Source organism: Microcoleus sp. MON1_C5 (assembly GCF_036701875.1).
GTDB lineage: Bacteria > Cyanobacteriota > Cyanobacteriia > Cyanobacteriales > Microcoleaceae > Microcoleus.
On the sequence record NZ_JAUBRN010000002.1, the window covers coordinates 171,853 to 188,176 of the forward strand.

17 protein-coding genes, 1 other RNA gene and 1 pseudogene are annotated in these 16,324 nt (G+C 44.1%); 14 read left to right on the forward strand and 5 right to left on the reverse strand.

Going from position 1 to position 16,324, the window contains the following annotated elements; all coding sequences use genetic code 11:
• Positions 1 to 6: 6 nt before the first annotated feature.
• Entirely contained in the window at positions 7 to 561 is a 555-nt protein-coding gene (locus tag QUA71_RS01955) for a 2'-5' RNA ligase family protein (RefSeq protein ID WP_333281543.1), read from the reverse strand.
• 120 nt (positions 562 to 681) lie between these two features.
• Between QUA71_RS01955 and QUA71_RS01960 the strand changes: the two genes are divergently transcribed.
• The 12 genes and pseudogenes from QUA71_RS01960 (at position 682) to QUA71_RS02015 (ending at position 9,364) form a co-directional block, all read left to right on the forward strand.
• Positions 682 to 948 (forward strand): YciI family protein, encoded by a 267-nt coding sequence (locus tag QUA71_RS01960; protein ID WP_006632991.1) that lies wholly within the window; start codon positions 682 to 684, stop codon positions 946 to 948.
• Between the two features lie 23 nt (positions 949 to 971).
• An RNA gene (ffs, locus tag QUA71_RS01965) (signal recognition particle sRNA small type) lies at positions 972 to 1,068 on the forward strand.
• A 23-nt stretch (positions 1,069 to 1,091) separates the two neighbouring features.
• Entirely contained in the window at positions 1,092 to 1,472 is a 381-nt protein-coding gene (locus QUA71_RS01970) for a phasin-related domain-containing protein (protein ID WP_333040711.1), read from the forward strand.
• A gap of 198 nt (positions 1,473 to 1,670) precedes the next feature.
• Positions 1,671 to 2,114, forward strand: a complete 444-nt coding sequence (locus tag QUA71_RS01975) for a hypothetical protein (protein ID WP_333281546.1) — start codon at positions 1,671 to 1,673, stop codon at positions 2,112 to 2,114.
• Positions 2,115 to 2,148: 34 nt separating this feature from the next.
• A pseudogene (locus QUA71_RS01980) lies at positions 2,149 to 2,723 on the forward strand (Uma2 family endonuclease).
• Positions 2,724 to 2,813: 90 nt separating this feature from the next.
• Positions 2,814 to 4,160 carry a DNA phosphorothioation system restriction enzyme gene (locus tag QUA71_RS01985; protein WP_333281644.1) on the forward strand — a complete coding sequence of 449 codons (1,347 nt, stop codon included), beginning with the start codon at positions 2,814 to 2,816 and terminating at the stop codon, positions 4,158 to 4,160.
• Between the two features lie 203 nt (positions 4,161 to 4,363).
• Positions 4,364 to 4,639 carry a hypothetical protein gene (locus tag QUA71_RS01990; RefSeq protein ID WP_333281549.1) on the forward strand — a complete coding sequence of 92 codons (276 nt, stop codon included), beginning with the start codon at positions 4,364 to 4,366 and terminating at the stop codon, positions 4,637 to 4,639.
• Positions 4,636 to 6,702, forward strand: coding sequence for an AAA family ATPase (locus tag QUA71_RS01995; protein WP_333281552.1), 2,067 nt, complete (start codon positions 4,636 to 4,638; stop codon positions 6,700 to 6,702). Before QUA71_RS01990 ends, QUA71_RS01995 begins: the two co-directional genes overlap by 4 nt.
• On the forward strand, positions 6,692 to 7,348 hold the full coding sequence (locus QUA71_RS02000) for a Uma2 family endonuclease (protein ID WP_333281555.1): 657 nt from the start codon (positions 6,692 to 6,694) through the stop codon (positions 7,346 to 7,348). Before QUA71_RS01995 ends, QUA71_RS02000 begins: the two co-directional genes overlap by 11 nt.
• A 12-nt stretch (positions 7,349 to 7,360) precedes the next feature.
• A complete protein-coding gene (locus QUA71_RS02005; protein ID WP_333281558.1) occupies positions 7,361 to 7,690 on the forward strand; it encodes a nucleoside triphosphate pyrophosphohydrolase in 330 nt (109 codons plus the stop codon).
• 134 nt (positions 7,691 to 7,824) lie between these two features.
• On the forward strand, positions 7,825 to 8,295 hold the full coding sequence (locus QUA71_RS02010) for a DNA phosphorothioation-associated protein 4 (protein WP_333281561.1): 471 nt from the start codon (positions 7,825 to 7,827) through the stop codon (positions 8,293 to 8,295).
• A gap of 208 nt (positions 8,296 to 8,503) precedes the next feature.
• Positions 8,504 to 9,364, forward strand: a complete 861-nt coding sequence (locus QUA71_RS02015) for an endonuclease/exonuclease/phosphatase family protein (RefSeq protein WP_333281564.1) — start codon at positions 8,504 to 8,506, stop codon at positions 9,362 to 9,364.
• A 12-nt stretch (positions 9,365 to 9,376) separates the two neighbouring features.
• Here the strand turns inward: QUA71_RS02015 and QUA71_RS02020 are convergent, their stop codons facing one another.
• The 3 genes from QUA71_RS02020 to QUA71_RS02030 form a co-directional block, all read right to left on the reverse strand.
• On the reverse strand, positions 9,377 to 9,769 hold the full coding sequence (locus QUA71_RS02020; protein WP_333281567.1) for a type II toxin-antitoxin system VapC family toxin: 393 nt from the start codon (positions 9,767 to 9,769) through the stop codon (positions 9,377 to 9,379).
• Complete coding sequence (locus QUA71_RS02025; RefSeq protein ID WP_333281569.1) at positions 9,770 to 10,021, reverse strand: DUF2281 domain-containing protein; 252 nt, start codon at positions 10,019 to 10,021, stop codon at positions 9,770 to 9,772.
• Between the two features lie 97 nt (positions 10,022 to 10,118).
• Positions 10,119 to 11,711 carry a DGQHR domain-containing protein gene (locus QUA71_RS02030; protein WP_333281572.1) on the reverse strand — a complete coding sequence of 531 codons (1,593 nt, stop codon included), beginning with the start codon at positions 11,709 to 11,711 and terminating at the stop codon, positions 10,119 to 10,121.
• Positions 11,712 to 11,926: 215 nt separating this feature from the next.
• Between QUA71_RS02030 and dndB the strand changes: the two genes are divergently transcribed.
• Positions 11,927 to 13,066 carry a DNA sulfur modification protein DndB gene (gene dndB, locus QUA71_RS02035; protein WP_333281575.1) on the forward strand — a complete coding sequence of 380 codons (1,140 nt, stop codon included), beginning with the start codon at positions 11,927 to 11,929 and terminating at the stop codon, positions 13,064 to 13,066.
• A 6-nt stretch (positions 13,067 to 13,072) separates the two neighbouring features.
• Here dndB and QUA71_RS02040 read toward each other — a convergent pair whose 3' ends face one another.
• Positions 13,073 to 14,248 carry a DNA sulfur modification protein DndB gene (locus QUA71_RS02040; RefSeq protein ID WP_333281577.1) on the reverse strand — a complete coding sequence of 392 codons (1,176 nt, stop codon included), beginning with the start codon at positions 14,246 to 14,248 and terminating at the stop codon, positions 13,073 to 13,075.
• A gap of 172 nt (positions 14,249 to 14,420) precedes the next feature.
• Between QUA71_RS02040 and dndC the strand changes: the two genes are divergently transcribed.
• On the forward strand, positions 14,421 to 16,106 hold the full coding sequence (gene dndC, locus QUA71_RS02045) for a DNA phosphorothioation system sulfurtransferase DndC (protein WP_333281580.1): 1,686 nt from the start codon (positions 14,421 to 14,423) through the stop codon (positions 16,104 to 16,106).
• The last annotated feature ends 218 nt before the right edge of the window (positions 16,107 to 16,324 follow it).

Below are 16,324 nucleotides of genomic sequence, written 5' to 3' on the forward strand. Positions count from 1 at the left end.
GAGAGTTTAGGCCGACAGCGGGAACTGGTTGCTGATGTTCCATCGGCTGCCGTTATGAAGCAGCAAGGTTAATGCCGAAGCGGTAAAATCAAAGTGGAGCGATCGCCCGGAGAATTCCAACCAAGCCGTTTGAAAATTCTGCTTAGTTAAATCGCGAAACGCTACTGTCATGTGCGGTACAAATGGGCGAGTCTGAGAAACTCGATCGACTATTCCCAAATTTGCCTCCAAATAACTCATCAAATCTTTGTGAATTTCCAGCAATTCGGGCGATTTGACAACATCAACGTAAATGACGCGGGGCGCGAAAGCAGCAAAACCGGATAGAGTAACGGGAATGGGCAGCCGATTTGCAGAAAACTGCTTCAAACTTTCCTCTAATTTGGGAACCTCCTCCGCTAACGAGTGAAAAGGAGGTTGCAGCGTGATGTGCGGCGGCGAATTCAAAGCACTGCGGCTGTTGTAGGAGGCCGCAAAATACAGTTGAATGTCAGTAATGTGCTGTTCAATATCGGGAGGCGGCACTAAGGCAATGAAAAATCGCTGTTTTGACTGGTGCATGGGATAACATCGCAGTTAAGAAAGGATGATGGAAAATGGAATATAGAGCATTTGCCCTAGACTCGATTGCCGATCGCCCATTCCCAATCTAAAATATAAAATCTAAAATCCCAAATAAAAATGCCTTGGTTTGTCAAAATTGAGCAAGGAATTGTCGAAAAGCCTGTCTTTGACCAATACGTGCCAGCTCACAGAGCTTATGTCCGAGAGTTGATTTCTAAAGGACACCGAGCGAAAACTGGCTACTGGGGGCGGCGGGGCGGCGGTATGTTGCTGTTTGAGGCGGGTTCGATGGATGAGGCGAAGGCGATCGTCGCTGAAGACCCGCTGGTGAAGAATGGTTGCGTTATTTATGAAATTTATCACTGGTGTGTGGTTGAAGAATAAATAACTGTGTTATACTCATTTATGAACTGGACCCACGCGATTCCAACGCCCAAATCTTGTCAGGACCGGAAGGTAGCAGCAACACGGGATGCTTGTAATAGGCGTGGTCTCCGGTTCACCCAGTTTTTTGAGGTGTAGCTCCTATGCCTGGTTTCGGAGATATTTTACAAAAAGCAGTTTACCTTGGTGTCGGGCTAGCTTCTTACGCTGGTGAAAAAGCTGGCAGCAAGTTAACTGAATTACGCACTGAAGCCCAAAAGCTGGCAGACGAATTAGTCAAGCGTGGCGAGATGTCAACGGAAGAAGCTCGCCGCTTTGTTGATGACATGGTGCAACAGGCTCAGCAGCAGCCCCCCGTAGCATCGGCTGGGAACGAAAAACCCGCTGAACCTCGGCGGATTGAAATTATTTCTGAGGAAGAAGATGTCTCGGCAAAAGATGCTAAAGAGACAGGCGGCGTAGACAAGCTCCGCGAACAGGTGCAGAATTTACAAGAGGAATTGCGGCGGCTGAAGCGGGATTAAACTCAAAAAAGCTCGCTCAGCAAAGCATGAAGGGAACTCAGGATAATACTCTTGAGTTCCCTTTTTGAATATCTCCCCTGTCAGATGTGGACGGATATCAGGCAATAGGTAATAGAATTGAAAGTAGGTGCAAGCACTTCGCATGAGGCTGGCTGCACTTGTCTGTAAAATATTTTGTAATAGCAAGCTGTCAAATTCATGGAAGATTGGTCTAAAGATTTTTTTGGAGTAATGGAAAATGCTGTTTCTGAAGTAGAGCATTTTTTCAGCGAAATGAGCGAAGAGTTTGTCGAAATGCTGGACGTTTTGGCAAAAATGTCGGAAGAGTTTACAGAACAAGTACAAAATAATCTGATTAACGACATTGACGGTTATTTCAATGAATTTGACGGTTTATTTAATGAATTTATCGAACCGATAATTGAAATTTGCCGCGACTTCGACCCGGAGTTTGATGAGATAGATTTGTCGATGGTGACTTATGTAGACCCTTCGCCGACGCAGCAGCCGGCTTGTCGCGGTTGTCGCAACTATCACGGTCAAGTTTACGGGGGAAATTTGTTGGTTTGTGCGATGCACCCTACTGGTGTGGAATCGGACAGTTGTGCGGATTGGGAAACAGACGGCGATGCAGATTTTTGATGGCGGAGTTGAGTTGTTGAGGGGTTAATGGGTGATGGTAACGTCAATTCAGTCTCCGTCAAAGATTTCTCTGGAAGAGTTTCTGCTATTGCCAGAGACTAAGCCTGCTAGCGAGTATGTTGACGGTCAAATTTCTCAAAAAGCTATGCCGCAAGGAAAACACAGCACGTTACAAATCCAATTTTCATCAGCTATTAATCAAGTTAGTCAACCGCAAAAGTTAGCTTTTGCTTTTCCTCAATTGCGCTGCACTTTTGGGGAGGTGCTGTTGTTCCTGATTTAGCAGTATTTGAGTGGTCGCGCATTCCTCTGAATTCTCAGGAAGAAATTGAAAATAGGTTTGAAATTGCTCCGGATTGGATAATTGAGATTTTATCGCCGGATCAACGTTCAACTCGCGTGATTAAGAAGATTCTGTTTTGCCTCAAAAATAAAACTAAATTGGGTTGGCTGATTGACCCGGAGGAAAAATGAGTTCTGGTTTTTAAACCGCAGCAACAACCAGAGGCGAAAGAGAATCAGGATATTTTACCTGTGCTCGATGTGCTGTCGGGTTTGCAAATGTCGGTGGCGGATTTGTTTGGGCTGTTAAGTTTCGATCGCCCGTGAGTTACAGTTGAGTATAGGGAATTTTGCATCTAACGGCATTTAAAGGTGAATCGCTCAACGGCTAATAATTCGCAATTTGGGTTTCCGAAAATGCCGCCATCGCTGCAATTGCGACAGTATCAGCGAGTGGCGGTTGCTAATTGGTTTGCGAATCAGGGACGCGGTACGCTGAAGATGGCGACGGGTAGTGGCAAGACGATTACTGCGCTGGCGATCGCCACTGAATTATACAATAAAATTAACCTGCAAGTCCTGCTCGTAATTTGCCCTTACTGCCACCTGGTGAATCAGTGGGCGCGCGAATCGGAGAAATTTGGTTTAAAACCTATTTTGGCTTTTGATAGCGCCCGAAGTTGGCAGAATAAGCTGGCTGCGGGTTTGTATGAAGTGCGCTCTGGCGAGCGAGCATTTCTCACAATCATCACTACCAATGCTACCTTAATGGGAGATAGCTTGCGATCGCAACTGCGCTATTTCCCAGAAAAAACCCTGATTATTGGAGACGAAGTTCACAACTTAGGCGCGCCCCGTTTAGGAGAAAGTTTGCCGCGCAATATTGGACTGCGACTCGCCCTTTCCGCCACCCCAGAAAGGCATTTCGACGAACAAGGAACCGAAGCTATTTTAGATTATTTCGGCCCTGTTTTGCAGCCGGAACTCACCTTAGCAGACGCCATCCGCCAAAAAGCATTAGTACATTATTTATACTATCCAATTTTAGTAGAATTGACAGAAGCCGAAACCCGCAAGTATTCCCGCTTAACTCAAAAGATTGGCTGGGCGCTTTGGGGCGATGAAAAAGTAGAAGAAAATGATGCTTTAACGACTTTATTAATGCAGCGAGCCCGGTTAATTGGGGCAGCGGCTAATAAATTAACAGCGTTGCGAGAATTAATGATTCACCGTCTCGACACAAGCCATACTTTATTTTACTGCGGCGACGGTGCGATCGAAGGAGGGGCGCGCCGAAATAACAACCGCCAACTAACAGAAACCGCGAAGTTATTGGGTTCCGAATTAGGCTACCGAGTTAACACTTATACTGCGGCAACTTCTTTAGCAGAAAGAGAACGATTGCGCCAGCAATTTGAGAGTGGAGAATTGCAAGGTTTGGTAGCGATTCGGTGTTTGGATGAAGGGGTGGATATTCCTGCAATTCGCAATGCTGTAATTTTAGCAAGCAGCAGCAATCCGCGCCAGTTTATTCAGCGGCGGGGACGCATTTTGCGGCCGCATCCGGGGAAGGAAAGGGCAACTTTATTTGACATGATAGTTTTGCCTCCCGATTTGGGTCGTGAAACCCTAGAAGTCGAGCGCAATTTGCTGCGAAAAGAGTTGAAGCGGTTCTTGGAATTTGCCGATTTAGCCGACAATGCTGGGGAAGCTAGAGTGAAATTGCTGCAACTTCAGAAGCGTTACGGGCTATTAGACATTTGACATTTATTAAGGTTCGGTTTATGTTTGAGAATATAGAATTATTTGATAGCAGTTTGAGTTGCTAGTTTAGTTCGCGATCGCACGCAGAGTTCAGAAACCAGGTTTCTTTGTAGATTTCTCGTGACTGTTGACAAAACTCGTAGAAACCGGGTTTCTCGCCCATGAGCCTAGACCCTGTATATTTTAATATTTGCAAAAAAAATATGACTGAAAATCTGAATGAAAATCTGATTATGGCATTTAGATATGAAGATAGTGCGATCGCAGCCGTACCGACAAGCATTTTAGCAGAAAAGAGTTCTTCTTATCAAACTCATCAGGACTTCAGCGACGTACAGCAACCTATTACTAGCGCGCCGCCGGAAGTGCGACAAATTATTGAGCGGGTATTGGAAATTGAAAAAGATAAGTTGTACATGAGAGCTCCTCGCCACATTAACGATGACATTTTAAAAATCATTAAGGAAGCAATTGTATGAAGTTAATCTCAATTACTCTGTGCAACTTTCGTCAATTTTACGGCAAAAGCCCCGAAATTAAACTAGCTTGGGGTCGGGAAAATATTACAGTAATTCACGGTAATAACGGCGCTGGAAAAACGGCATTGATGAATGCCTTTACGTGGGTACTTTACGGACAATTTAGCGCAGCTTTTGCGGCGGAAGAACAATTAGTAAACAAGCGCGCTCTGGCTGAGGCGGAAATGGGAAAAGCCGTAGGTTGTTGGGCGGAAATTGTGTTTGAACACGACAGCACGCGCTACCAAGCAAAACGCATTTGTCGCGCTTATAAAAGTGAAAATACTGTAGAACATGGCAAGGCTGAATTGTTTCTGAATGTAGCAAAAGATAACGGTCTATGGCTGAAGCCGGATCAGCATCCCGATGATATTATCGGGCGGATTTTGCCGGAAAGTTTACATAAATATTTCTTTTTTGACGGGGAGCGAATCGAGCAAATTGTCCGCTATGACAAGAAGGCAGAAATTGCGGAAGCTACTAAGGAGTTGCTGGGGGTGGAAGTCTTGAATCGATCGATCCGGCATTTACTAGAAGCAAAAAAATCTCTAGAGACAGATTTAAATATAATTGGTAATGCTGAGACCAAGAAACTTTTAAAAGATAAGCAAAAAATTGAGCAAGAAGCTGAGCAACTTTCGAGCAGACAAGTAGAAATCGAGCGGGAATTGGCCAACCAAGGGGAGTTAAAGAAAGCCGTTAATGGTAACTTGTTGGAACTTAGCGGTGCTGCGGATTTACAAAAGTTGCGACACGAATTGGAACTGCAAAAAAGTTTATTGAAGCAACAAATTGTACAGGTTACAGAGGCTCTCAAACGAGCAATTTCTGTGCGGGGTTACGCGGTATTTCTGTCAGAGGCGGCGGCGGAATTTGAAGTAATAGTAGGAGGTTTGCGGGAAAAAGGCGAGTTGCTTTCGGGGATTCAGCGGCCGTTTTTGGAAGAGTTATTAGCGCAGCAGCGGTGTATCTGCGGTGCGGAATTAGTGGAGGGTTCTGAATCTCGCCAACAGGTTAGCGGTTGGATGGATAAGGCGGGTGTTGGCGATGTGGAAGAAACAACTATTCGGATTAGCGATCGGGTAAATGAAATTGATAGGCAAGTGGCTGATTTTTGGGAGGAAATTGACCGACAGCAAGGCAATATCAGCCGTGACAGAACCGAACTTTCTCGGGTGGAAAATCAGCTAGACGATATTCACAACAAGCTGCGAAATTTTCCTGACGGCGATATCAGCCGCTTGCAAAAGCGCTTGGATGAAATTGAGGCAAAAATTGGCGATTTGCACCGGGAAACAGGCTCTAACCAGCAGCAGATTGAGAGTTTGAAGGCGTCGATCGCCAATCTGGACAAGCAAATCGACAAGCAGCAACTGAATGAGCAAAGGCAAGTATTAGCCCAGCGCCGGATTGCTGCGACTCAGGATGCGATCGATCGCCTAACTGAAGTGCGATCGCGCTTAGAAAAACAGTTTTGTTCTCAGTTGGAAAAGCGGGTGCAAGATATTTTCAGTCAAATTTCTTTTACTCCTTACATCCCCAAGTTGAGCGATAAATACGAACTGACGCTAGTAGAAAATACGTCGGGACAAGAATCTTTGGTTGCCGCTTCTACGGGAGAAAATCAAATTCTCAGTTTGTCGTTTATCGGCGGAATTATTGAGGGCGTGCGTGAGTGGAGTCAAAAGAATACTTTGATGGGCCCGGATAGCAGTACCTTTCCAATTGTAATGGATTCTCCCTTTGGCAGTTTGGACGAGATTTATCGCAAGCAAATCGCGAATAAGCTGCCGAAGTTGGCGAATCAATTAGTAGTTTTGGTAACAAAAACTCAGTGGCGCGGAGAAGTTGCTCAAGAGATGGAAAGCTGCACCGGCAGGGAATACGTGCTGGTGTACAATTCTCCGAAAGCTGATTGTGAAGAAGATGCGATCGAACTGGGCGGGACGCGCTATCCTTTAGTTAAGCGCAGTCCAAATGAGTTTGAATATACGGAAATTGTAGAGGTGGATTATGGCTTCTAATTCGGCAATTACGCAGGTTTTGGAAACGGATATTTGGGTGAAGGCGACGTGGGAAGAGTTTCTAAATTTTGCTGAGGATTCAGCATGGGAAAAGGGCAAGTTTTATTACTATCAAGGACACATGAGGGTAGAAATGTCACCAGTAGGACCATTGCACGGGCGTCAAAATTCAATTATGGCCTGTGTAGTTATTCTGTTTGCAACATTGAGAAATATCCGAGTAGTTCAGTTTACTAACACCAGTTTTCGCAAAGCAGGTATCGGCGAGTTTCAACCTGATTTAGCTTACTACATTGGTTCAGATTTAAGAGTGCCTCCTGATGATAGCAATTCTGCTGTTGATTTAAATCAATACGATCCGCCTAATTTGATAGTGGAAATTGGGGCGTCTTCTTTTAATGATGATTTAGGCGGCAAGCGGTTGCTTTACGAAGACGCAGGAATAAGTGAATATTGGGTTGAACGTGCAAACACGCGGGAGGTTTTTGCGTTTGCGATTAATGGCGGAGGTAGCGGGAGAATTCAAGAGTCGCGGGTTTTACCGGGGCTGGAAATCCGGCTAGTTGAGGAAGCTTTGAATCGGAGTCAAACGCAAGATGATGGGGAAATTAATCGCTGGTTGATTCAAACTTTTAGTCAAGGTTGAAGGGAGTTTGACGTGGAAAAAGAGTATCATAAGTTGGTGCGCGATCGCATTCCTGAAATTATTCGCCAAAGCGGGAATGAATGCGAGGTTGTAATTTTGTCGGATGCAGAATACCGTCAAGCTTTGCTGCAGAAATTGGTTGAAGAAGCGGAGGAAGCGGCGGAGGCTGATGAAAAAGATTTGGTGGCGGAATTGGCGGATTTGTATGAGGTGATAGATGCCGTGATGGCGAGTTTTGGCATTTCGGGCGATCGACTTTTGGACGAACAAAGGAAGCGGCGGGAAGCAAGAGGAGGTTTTGCACAAAAAATTATGTTATTGCGGACAAAAAGTATAAAATAACAATACCTGTAGGGCGAATTTAACGCGCCATACAAGATATCCCGCCAGCAATTTAGATAAAATCTGCCCACTTTGCCGATATAATTAGATTATTTACAAAGGTATTTTTGTCAAAATTTAGATAGTTATTTGCAATGGTTGCTAACAAAATTAGAATTGCTAAAGATAAAGCCGATTTAGTCAAATCCTTAACTTTATCGGATAACAACACTGGCCCTTTCCAGACTTACGCCGATGTCATCGCGTTTGCCGCAGCGTTGGGAAATCAGCGGAAAAAACGATCGCCTTTAGGGGAAATTTCTAAACGAGAACCGGGTGCGATCGATGTTGATATTTTTGTATCCAGGGGTTACGATATGGCGATTAAGTTAATTGCGATCGCCGAAACCAAAAATCCTCGAATTCTCTCCCATCTCGACGAAAAATTGGAAGCAGAGCGCTTGCAAATTTTTGAAGAATATGCTAATGGTGGACTGGAAATTTTGCGCGAAGAGTTGCGGGGCGCGGCGGATTATACCGATCGCCTTTTGTTGGTTTTGATTTCAGAAAGAGACAACCAACATCGGTCAAATGAAGAATTCGATTTAAGCAAGTTTTTATTTTAATAGGTTCCCAATGAAGCACATCCCAAAAAATATAATCAAGAGATGCTTACAGAAATCTGCAAAATTTCTTGCTTACAGTTACTCAGCATTTATTATCTGCTATTTCATTCTCAAACTAATCTTTTGGGATCGAATAGGAATTATTGCCTTAATTAGCACTTTTAGCCCCTTAATTTTCTTCCCTACTTTCCTGCTTCCCATCATCGGATTGTTAATTATCAAAAAAAGATGGTTCACTGTTATTTCTGCGATCGCCTGCATTATCCTAATAAGTTGGCTGCACATTAAATACTTTAGCCCCAAACCAATAAATATCACAAATTCGCAGCATAGCATCAAAGTTTTATCTCATAACCTCAGTTGGCATAAAACTCAGTCACCTACTTTACTAAAACTGATTAACCAGCAAAAACCAGATATTATATTTTTACAAGAAATCGTTCCGGAAAATACCAAAAGAGTTTTTACCTGGTTAAAAGCAGACTACCCCTATCAAATTGGCATTCACCCTGTAGGAATTCTCAGTAAATACCCAATTGTATCCAGCGAAATACTGCACTTAGCCGACCATCCAGAAACGCAGCAGCGGGCAATTATTAAATTTAACGAACAAGAAGTAGTGATTTATAATATGCAAGCTACCGGGCCGTGGTTGAAACTCTCTAAAAAATGGCGTTTTCTCAAAATTCCAGTTTACAAATATGACAAACGTTCGCCTGAAATTCAAGACTTAGTGCAGCGAGTTGAGCGAGAAACTCTGCCAGTAATTGTCGCGGGCGATTTTAATATGACAGACGAAACTCAAGACTATGACAGGGTGCAGAAAGTCATGCAAGATTCTTTCCGAAAATCTGGATTTGGGTTTGGTTTTACCTGGCCTCACGGTTGGGAACTTAAATTCTTGGTAAAAAGGTCGAATTGGAGATTAAATTATCCCGTTTTCCGGATTGATTATATTTGGTATTCCAAGCATTGGGGTGCTAAATCTAGTTCGGTTTTGAAGGCCACGGAGTCCGATCATTTGCCTGTAGGAGCAGAACTTATTTTGTTAAAGGAAGCCAGATTGTGAGAAGTTTTATAGTCAATACCAGTCTGCGATTGCGAGTTCCGAAACTCTAGAAAATTCGTTGACATTGTGGGTGACGAGAGTCGCTTGGAGGGCTACGGCTGTCCCTGCAATCAAAACATCGATCGGGCCGATGGGAGTACCTTGTTGCTCCAACTGGGCGCGAATGGTAGCAGCCGCAAGAGCAGCATCGCGATCGAAAGGAATAACGTTAACTCTGCTCAAAAATTGCTGAAGTTGTTGGGTGCGTTTTACCGGCGAATTGGATTTAGCAATGCCGACTTGCAACTCAAAAAGGACGATCGTAGAAACGACTATTTCCTGGGGAGAAACATTAGCAAGGTTTTGAGCCACTTGTCCTTGACCTTTGAAATAGTAGATCAAAGTGTTGGTATCCAAAACGTACATTTACAGACTCTCCCGCAGGATGTCTTGTCCGGATTCAGCACGAATATCTTCCAGGGATGGAAAATCCTTTCCCCAAGTTCCAGCAAGGGAAAAAACAAGTTCAGTCCAAGGAATCGGAGAGTCTACGGTGTCTGTTGGTTGGTTGGCGCTCAGGTGCTTGGCACAAACGAATTCAGCGAAAGTGAGAATTTCGCTGGCTTGGTCTTTGGGAAGGGTTTTGACGATTGCGTAAATCTGTTCAGCGATGGTCATAATCTGGTTCTAGGCAAGGTGCAGATTCAATTATACAAAACCCATTTGCTTCCTGCTTTATCAGTCTTCGTCGCTGTGGACTTTGCCCAAGAAAAACTTAGCTCAGTACAGGCGGCAATCCTACCTCTTGCGGCTGCACAAACCTGCCATTAAAACTAACAGCTTTATCCTCAAAAGTCCTCGCTTCCGCTACCGCTTGCCGCAAATGAGCTCGCTCCATATCGTCCTGAATTCCCCCCACCAAATATACAATTAACTTCGTCGCTAAATCTTTTCCAGAAACTAGCACTCGCTTTTTGTTCGGATCGTACAAAATCCCGTACCAGGCAGACTCAGGATTGTCCATGTGGCTAAATCCTTCATCGACATCGAATCTGCGGAGTTTGTCGAAAATAGATTTCAGGGAAAGTTTCTTTCTAAATACTAGAATTCCCAAAGCATTAGCTAAAGCAATTTGACCGACCGGACGGAACAAAATATTTCCCTCGCCCCCTGGCTTTTCAAAACTAAATCGGCGCAATTCTGCCGTTTCTTCGCCGCTTTCAATTCTTTGATAGCTGGGTAAAGTTGCTAAATGATCGAACAATTTTTTAAACTCTTCAATTCCCTCTTTTAGTTCTTCATCTTCGGGACGCATGGGAATTAAACCTTTTCGTTCCGGCTTCCAATGGGGGAATTTGTATTCTAAATACCGTTCGGACATATCTTGCAGCGCTTGCAATGTGGTTAAGACAGTTGATTTGGCTGCGACTGTGGCGCTGTCCCAATTGACGCGGGGGTTTCTGTCATCTTGTTCTTTTAATAAGGGATGGGTGACGGCAATTTTTCGGGCTGCGATCGCAAATCCGTTGTCCTCGTTCAATAATGCTAGCTGGCCCTGACTCAGCGTTACCGCCATTAGGTTAACGTGCACAAAGATCGATCGCACGCGCCGTTGTGCTTGCTGTCGCGTTTCCCCCGCTACCGCCGCCGGGATAAACTCAATTCCGATTTTTTCGTGAGCTAATTTATACACTGTTTCGGGGTCGATTTGATACTCTTCTGCTAAATCTTCCAGAGTAATTGCGGCGCCGACAGGTTTTTTATTTTTGTTGTATCTTTGCAGGATTCCGGTTTTAATTAAACTCATTAAACCTTGAACTCCCATCAGCCGATGCTGGCCGTCTAAGGCAAAAATCGAGAGTTCTTTAGAAACATTCAAAAGCCCTAAGTTCTCGTTTTTATCAAAGGATGTAAATTCAGTCGCGGATTTGGTTGCTACGCCATTCTTATCCCATTCCTCGGCTAAAGGATTATCTACCCACGGGGGACTGACGACTACTAAAACTGCGGGGAATTTGTGCGATTTTCTGGCTGCTAAATATTGAGTGAGGGCGGCTTGGCGCGACCAATCTAAGGGACGCTGAATAATTTCGTCAATCGTTTCGTCGTCGCGGACGATGTTGTTCGTTTGGAGGTCGAATTTTTGGCGGAAAAGCGGCATTTGCGAGGCGAAACGGACGCGAGAGTCTAACCATTCTAGGGTGACTGAACCGATGTATGCTTCGCTGTTTCCCATCTGGGTTTTTTGTACGAAAATGCGATCGTCCTTTCCTAAATAATTATCTAATAAAAGTGCGATTTCCTGTCTGTCGCTATTTTCTTTTTCTAAAATTTTGCTAGCGAGGTCATCCGCTGGATGGGTATTCATCGGCTGTTTTTATATAATTAAGCTATTTTTTCAAAAAATATCATATATTAAAGTTTATGTCAACACTTGTTTTTAAAAAAACATTGTGAAATACTTAAATTAGGCCCTATTCGCCCACCTTAATACCATAAAGATTGCAGAAAGTCAATAGCTCTTAATGCTTAATTCCCATGCCCAATGCCCAATGCCCCATTCCCAATGCCCCATTCTAAAATATGTCTACTCCTTCCTTTGAATACATTTTGCCGGTCATCCGGGGAATTCAAGCGGGCCGCGAATATTACGTGTCGATGTGTCCGGTGCGTTTTTTGCCGAAATTGTTTCCCTTTGAATCTGAAGATTTGCCACCGTCTATGCGGGCGAAACGCGCGCTTAACAAAGCTAGGATTCCCGAAATTGCTGATTATTTTGTTAAGAATCCTACAAATTATACTTGTGGGGCAATTGCTGCTTCGATTGATGCGGATATTACTTTTGAAGCAGTGGGAAATGAGGCCGAAGAACGGAAAATTGGTCGCTTGCGGGTGCCGATGGATGCTAAGTTTACTATTAATGACGGACAGCATCGCCGGGCGGCTTTTGAGATGGCTTTGAGGGAAAATCCGCAGTTGGGATATGAGACGGTGGCGCTGATTTTGTTTCTCGATATTGGGTTGGAAAAATCGCAGCAGGTGTTTGCTGATTTGAATAGTTTTCAAGTTCCTTTGGAGGCGTCGCTAAGTGTACTTTACAACCACCGGGACGATCGCGCTTTTGTGGTGAAGGCGGTTGTTAAGCAGGTTGAGGTTTTCCGGTGTTTGACTGAGATGGAGAAGGGGAGTTTGAACGGGCGATCGCACAAATTGTTTACGCTGAGTGCGATCGATCGTGCTATCATGGCTTTGCTGTCTAATATTCACCGCAGCGAACAGGCAAAACCCTCTGGTTCTCGCACCAAAAAAGAACAGAAAGAGGAAGAACTCGCTCAAAAAATACAACAGGCGGTTAGTTATTGGAATGCGGTTTGCAGTTTTATTCCAGATTGGCAATTAGTTCTGCACAAGCAAGTTGCGGCGGGGGAAATGCGCCGGGATTGCGTACACTGTCACAGTGTTGTGCTTGAGAGTTTGGGGGAAGTTGGGGCCGCTTTGCGATCGGTTTTTCCTGAGAGTTGGGAGGAACGTTTGAGCCTTTTGCAGCAGGTTGATTGGTCGATTTCTAATCCTGATTGGGAGGGTGGGATTTTGTTGAAAGGGGGGATTTCTAAGTCGAGGGCGAGTGTTAGTTGGATGACTGATTATTTGAAAAATCGGTTGGGTTTGGAAACCGCAGAGGCAGCACAGGCGGGACGCCCGTGCCACAATGAAGGCGGATAATATGGGTTAAATCCATTCTAGATGGGCTTTTACTTGATTTACTGCCATTTTTACAGCATTAACACTAGCTGTTATTCTATAGTTACGAACAAGATTATTTGGACTATTGTTCGACAAAACCACATTTCCTTCCCAAAGGTGACTTTTTCTTGACCAATCAAGTTGAGCAAGTTCTGATACTTGTTCTGGATCGAAGCAATAGCTATCAGCATCATAAGTGCAGTAGAGTAACTTTCCTAATATTTCTATTCCCACACTCCTGCCCAATAAACAACTTTCTTTAAAGTTATCAATTTCATTGACTGTCAAATCCTCCGCATCTGTCTCATAAATATATTGAGTTAGACTGCATTCTGTAAAAAATTGATTGAGGCAACTAATTATAGCTGCCGAACATTCTGATAAATCATAATCTCTGAGCTCGTTATTCGGATCGTTAGCAAAAGCGCAACTAACAGCCTTTGCTACATAATTCATTGTATATATTCGCTTTTCTTTAGATGATGGAGAACCTTTAACTTTCTCTGTCTTGCCCTTGAAAATTGGCACTTGTTCAATTAACTGTTTGCAAATACCTATTCTACCTTCCATTTCGCCAAAGGACAAGAGTAAAGATTTATCCAGCGCTTTTGTTTGCGCCATATCTCTAAAGTCTCTTTGACACTGATTTAAGTTGCCTTCTAAAACTAGCGTAATTGGGAAATCATTATTTCCAATTAACTCGCCGTTATCACTCTCAATCAATTCGTGAATCGCTCGCTTGCGGTGCTGTCCGTCGGTAATATCTAACTTAACGCCACGAGGGATAACTACTAAACAAATTCCCCGACTTAGTTCGATAATTTGAATCTTCTCTGGATCGACATTGGCAGTGAGTGTACCCACAATCCAGGGTTGGTCTTTTCTAACGCGCTTGAGAATGTACTCCTTGACTTCCTCAGCATGGCCCTTAATCTCTGGACGGTTTTTACCAGACTCAGGCTCGTTATTGGTAGAAGGTCTTGCTTGGAGAAGAGTAGGCAAGTCATCAGCAGACACGTTGAATTGTACCATTTTTCGCTTTCCATGCTCAAAAATTAAGCCCGGATAGCACTTCTGACGGTGGTATCTGGCGAAGTACGGCTCAAGAAATTCATCTAGTCGCTGGTTGAGTTCTGGCTGAGTCGAGCTGTCATTAGTCATAGCTTGTAAATTAATTTAAAGGTTAATATTTAATTGTAAATCATCACGGGTTATAGTAGTTAGGGAGACTATTACGTTCAAAGCTCAACGATCAAGGGCAAACAATTATGTTGCGTCACAGCGGGGAATTCACAGCACAAGTGTTGCTGCTTGGCAAGGGGAGATTGGTAAAATGACACAAGCTCAGCAGATGCCACTATTCCCACCGCGCAGCGTTAAGCAATTAGTGGATGATGTAGAAAAGTTAACTCAAGAAATTCAGGAGTTGTATTGTAGCGATGAAATCCCCTGGATTTTAGGTGTATCTTTTGGAAAAGATTCGAGCGCAGTATTGCAGTTAATATGGTATGCGATCGCAGCACTACCAATGGAAAAGCGCACAAAAACAATTCATTTAATTACAACAGATACGCTGGTTGAAAATCCCATAATTTCTACCTGGGTTCGCAATTGCATTAAACAGGTTAAGCTAGCAGCTAACCAGCAAAAAATGCCAGTTGAACCTCATCTGCTTCATCCTTCCGTTCAAGAAACATTCTGGGTATGCTTAATGGGAAAAGGCTATCCAGCACCTCGAAATGGATTTCGCTGGTGTACCGATCGCATGAAAATTCAACCAGTTAATCATTTTATTCGTGAAATGGTTAGATCTCACGGTGAAACTATTGTTGTTTTAGGTACTCGAAAGGCTGAAAGTAGCAAACGCGCTGCAACAATGAAAAGGCATGAAGCAGGTAGAGTGCGCGATCGCTTAAGTCCTAATTCTCGTTTAATTAACTCTCTAATTTACACTCCTGTGGAAGACTGGCGGGATGATGAAGTTTGGCTTTATTTAATGCAGTATCCTAACCCTTGGGGAGGTGACAATAAAGACTTGTTTACCATGTATCGCGGTGCGACAGCAGATAACGAATGCCCTCTAGTCGTTGATACTTCTACGCCTAGCTGTGGAGATTCTCGCTTTGGCTGCTGGGTTTGTACAATGGTAGACCAAGATAAATCTATGCAGGCAATGATTTTGAATGATGAAGAAAAAGAATGGATGCAGCCTCTCCTTGATATTCGTAACGAATTAGACATTCAAAACGATCACGATAAAAGAGACTTCCGACGCATTTACGGTAGAGTAGAACTGTTTGAACGCAACATGGGCGACGATACAACCTCCGTCCAACACATCCCAGGGCCCTACACCAAATTCTGGCGAGAACACTGGCTGAGACGAGTCTTGGAAGCACAAACCCACATCCGCAAAACCGCACCCCTAGAAATGCGCGATATCACCTTAATTACCCCAGAAGAACTTAGCGAAATCCGCCGCATTTGGCTGGAAGAAAAGCACGAATTTGACGACTCTTTGCCCCGGATTTACGAAGAAGTTACGGGCGAACCTTTTGAAGATTCCCGTCCCGCCGCTGAAAGAAAACTCCTCGGTAGCGATGAATGGACTGTGATCGAAGAGATTTGCAGCGAGGACAAAATGCACCTCGAATTGATGGCAAAACTCCTTGATACAGAACGCCAATACTACACGAAGCCCCGCCGTACAGGCATTTACGGCGATTTGGACAAATGCTTTGAAACCAGTTCGCGATCGAAGGAAGAAGCGATCGGCAACGCCCACTATCAACGCAACTTAAAAAAAGCGGTGGAAGATATTAAAGCAAATCCGACCGAAAACATTCAGCAATTCAAAGATGCGATCGCCCAAACCAACAGTTCCGCCAAAAACGATACCGTTGATATTGCCAAACTTAAAGAAGAACTCGAAAGCAATAGCAATCAAAGTAGGCAGCTATCTTGGGCGGATATTAAATTTTCACCGCCAAATTCAGGAGAGGAAAATAGCAAAGATTAGGTCAATAATGTCGATCGGGCGATCGGGCTTTGGGGTATCGGGCTAACCCGAAGATCCGCCGGGGATTGAAATCCCCGTCTCATAGCAAAAGTCGGTTAAAACCGACTGAAGGGCCAAATCAAAGGATCGCCGACTTCAGGAGTATCGGGCTAACCCGAAGATCCGCCGGGGATTGAAATCCCCGTCTCATAGCAAAAGTCGGTTAAAACCGACTGAAG

Coding starts and splice junctions, on each gene's coding strand:
- QUA71_RS01955 (WP_333281543.1), bottom strand. CDS start 561: ATGCACCAGTCAAAACAGCGATTTTTCATTGCCTTAGTGCCGCCTCCC.
- QUA71_RS01960 (WP_006632991.1), top strand. CDS start 682: ATGCCTTGGTTTGTCAAAATTGAGCAAGGAATTGTCGAAAAGCCTGTC.
- QUA71_RS01970 (WP_333040711.1), top strand. CDS start 1,092: ATGCCTGGTTTCGGAGATATTTTACAAAAAGCAGTTTACCTTGGTGTC.
- QUA71_RS01975 (WP_333281546.1), top strand. CDS start 1,671: ATGGAAGATTGGTCTAAAGATTTTTTTGGAGTAATGGAAAATGCTGTT.
- QUA71_RS01985 (WP_333281644.1), top strand. CDS start 2,814: ATGCCGCCATCGCTGCAATTGCGACAGTATCAGCGAGTGGCGGTTGCT.
- QUA71_RS01990 (WP_333281549.1), top strand. CDS start 4,364: ATGACTGAAAATCTGAATGAAAATCTGATTATGGCATTTAGATATGAA.
- QUA71_RS01995 (WP_333281552.1), top strand. CDS start 4,636: ATGAAGTTAATCTCAATTACTCTGTGCAACTTTCGTCAATTTTACGGC.
- QUA71_RS02000 (WP_333281555.1), top strand. CDS start 6,692: ATGGCTTCTAATTCGGCAATTACGCAGGTTTTGGAAACGGATATTTGG.
- QUA71_RS02010 (WP_333281561.1), top strand. CDS start 7,825: ATGGTTGCTAACAAAATTAGAATTGCTAAAGATAAAGCCGATTTAGTC.
- QUA71_RS02020 (WP_333281567.1), bottom strand. CDS start 9,769: ATGTACGTTTTGGATACCAACACTTTGATCTACTATTTCAAAGGTCAA.
- QUA71_RS02025 (WP_333281569.1), bottom strand. CDS start 10,021: ATGACCATCGCTGAACAGATTTACGCAATCGTCAAAACCCTTCCCAAA.
- QUA71_RS02030 (WP_333281572.1), bottom strand. CDS start 11,711: ATGAATACCCATCCAGCGGATGACCTCGCTAGCAAAATTTTAGAAAAA.
- dndB (WP_333281575.1), top strand. CDS start 11,927: ATGTCTACTCCTTCCTTTGAATACATTTTGCCGGTCATCCGGGGAATT.
- QUA71_RS02040 (WP_333281577.1), bottom strand. CDS start 14,248: ATGACTAATGACAGCTCGACTCAGCCAGAACTCAACCAGCGACTAGAT.
- dndC (WP_333281580.1), top strand. CDS start 14,421: ATGACACAAGCTCAGCAGATGCCACTATTCCCACCGCGCAGCGTTAAG.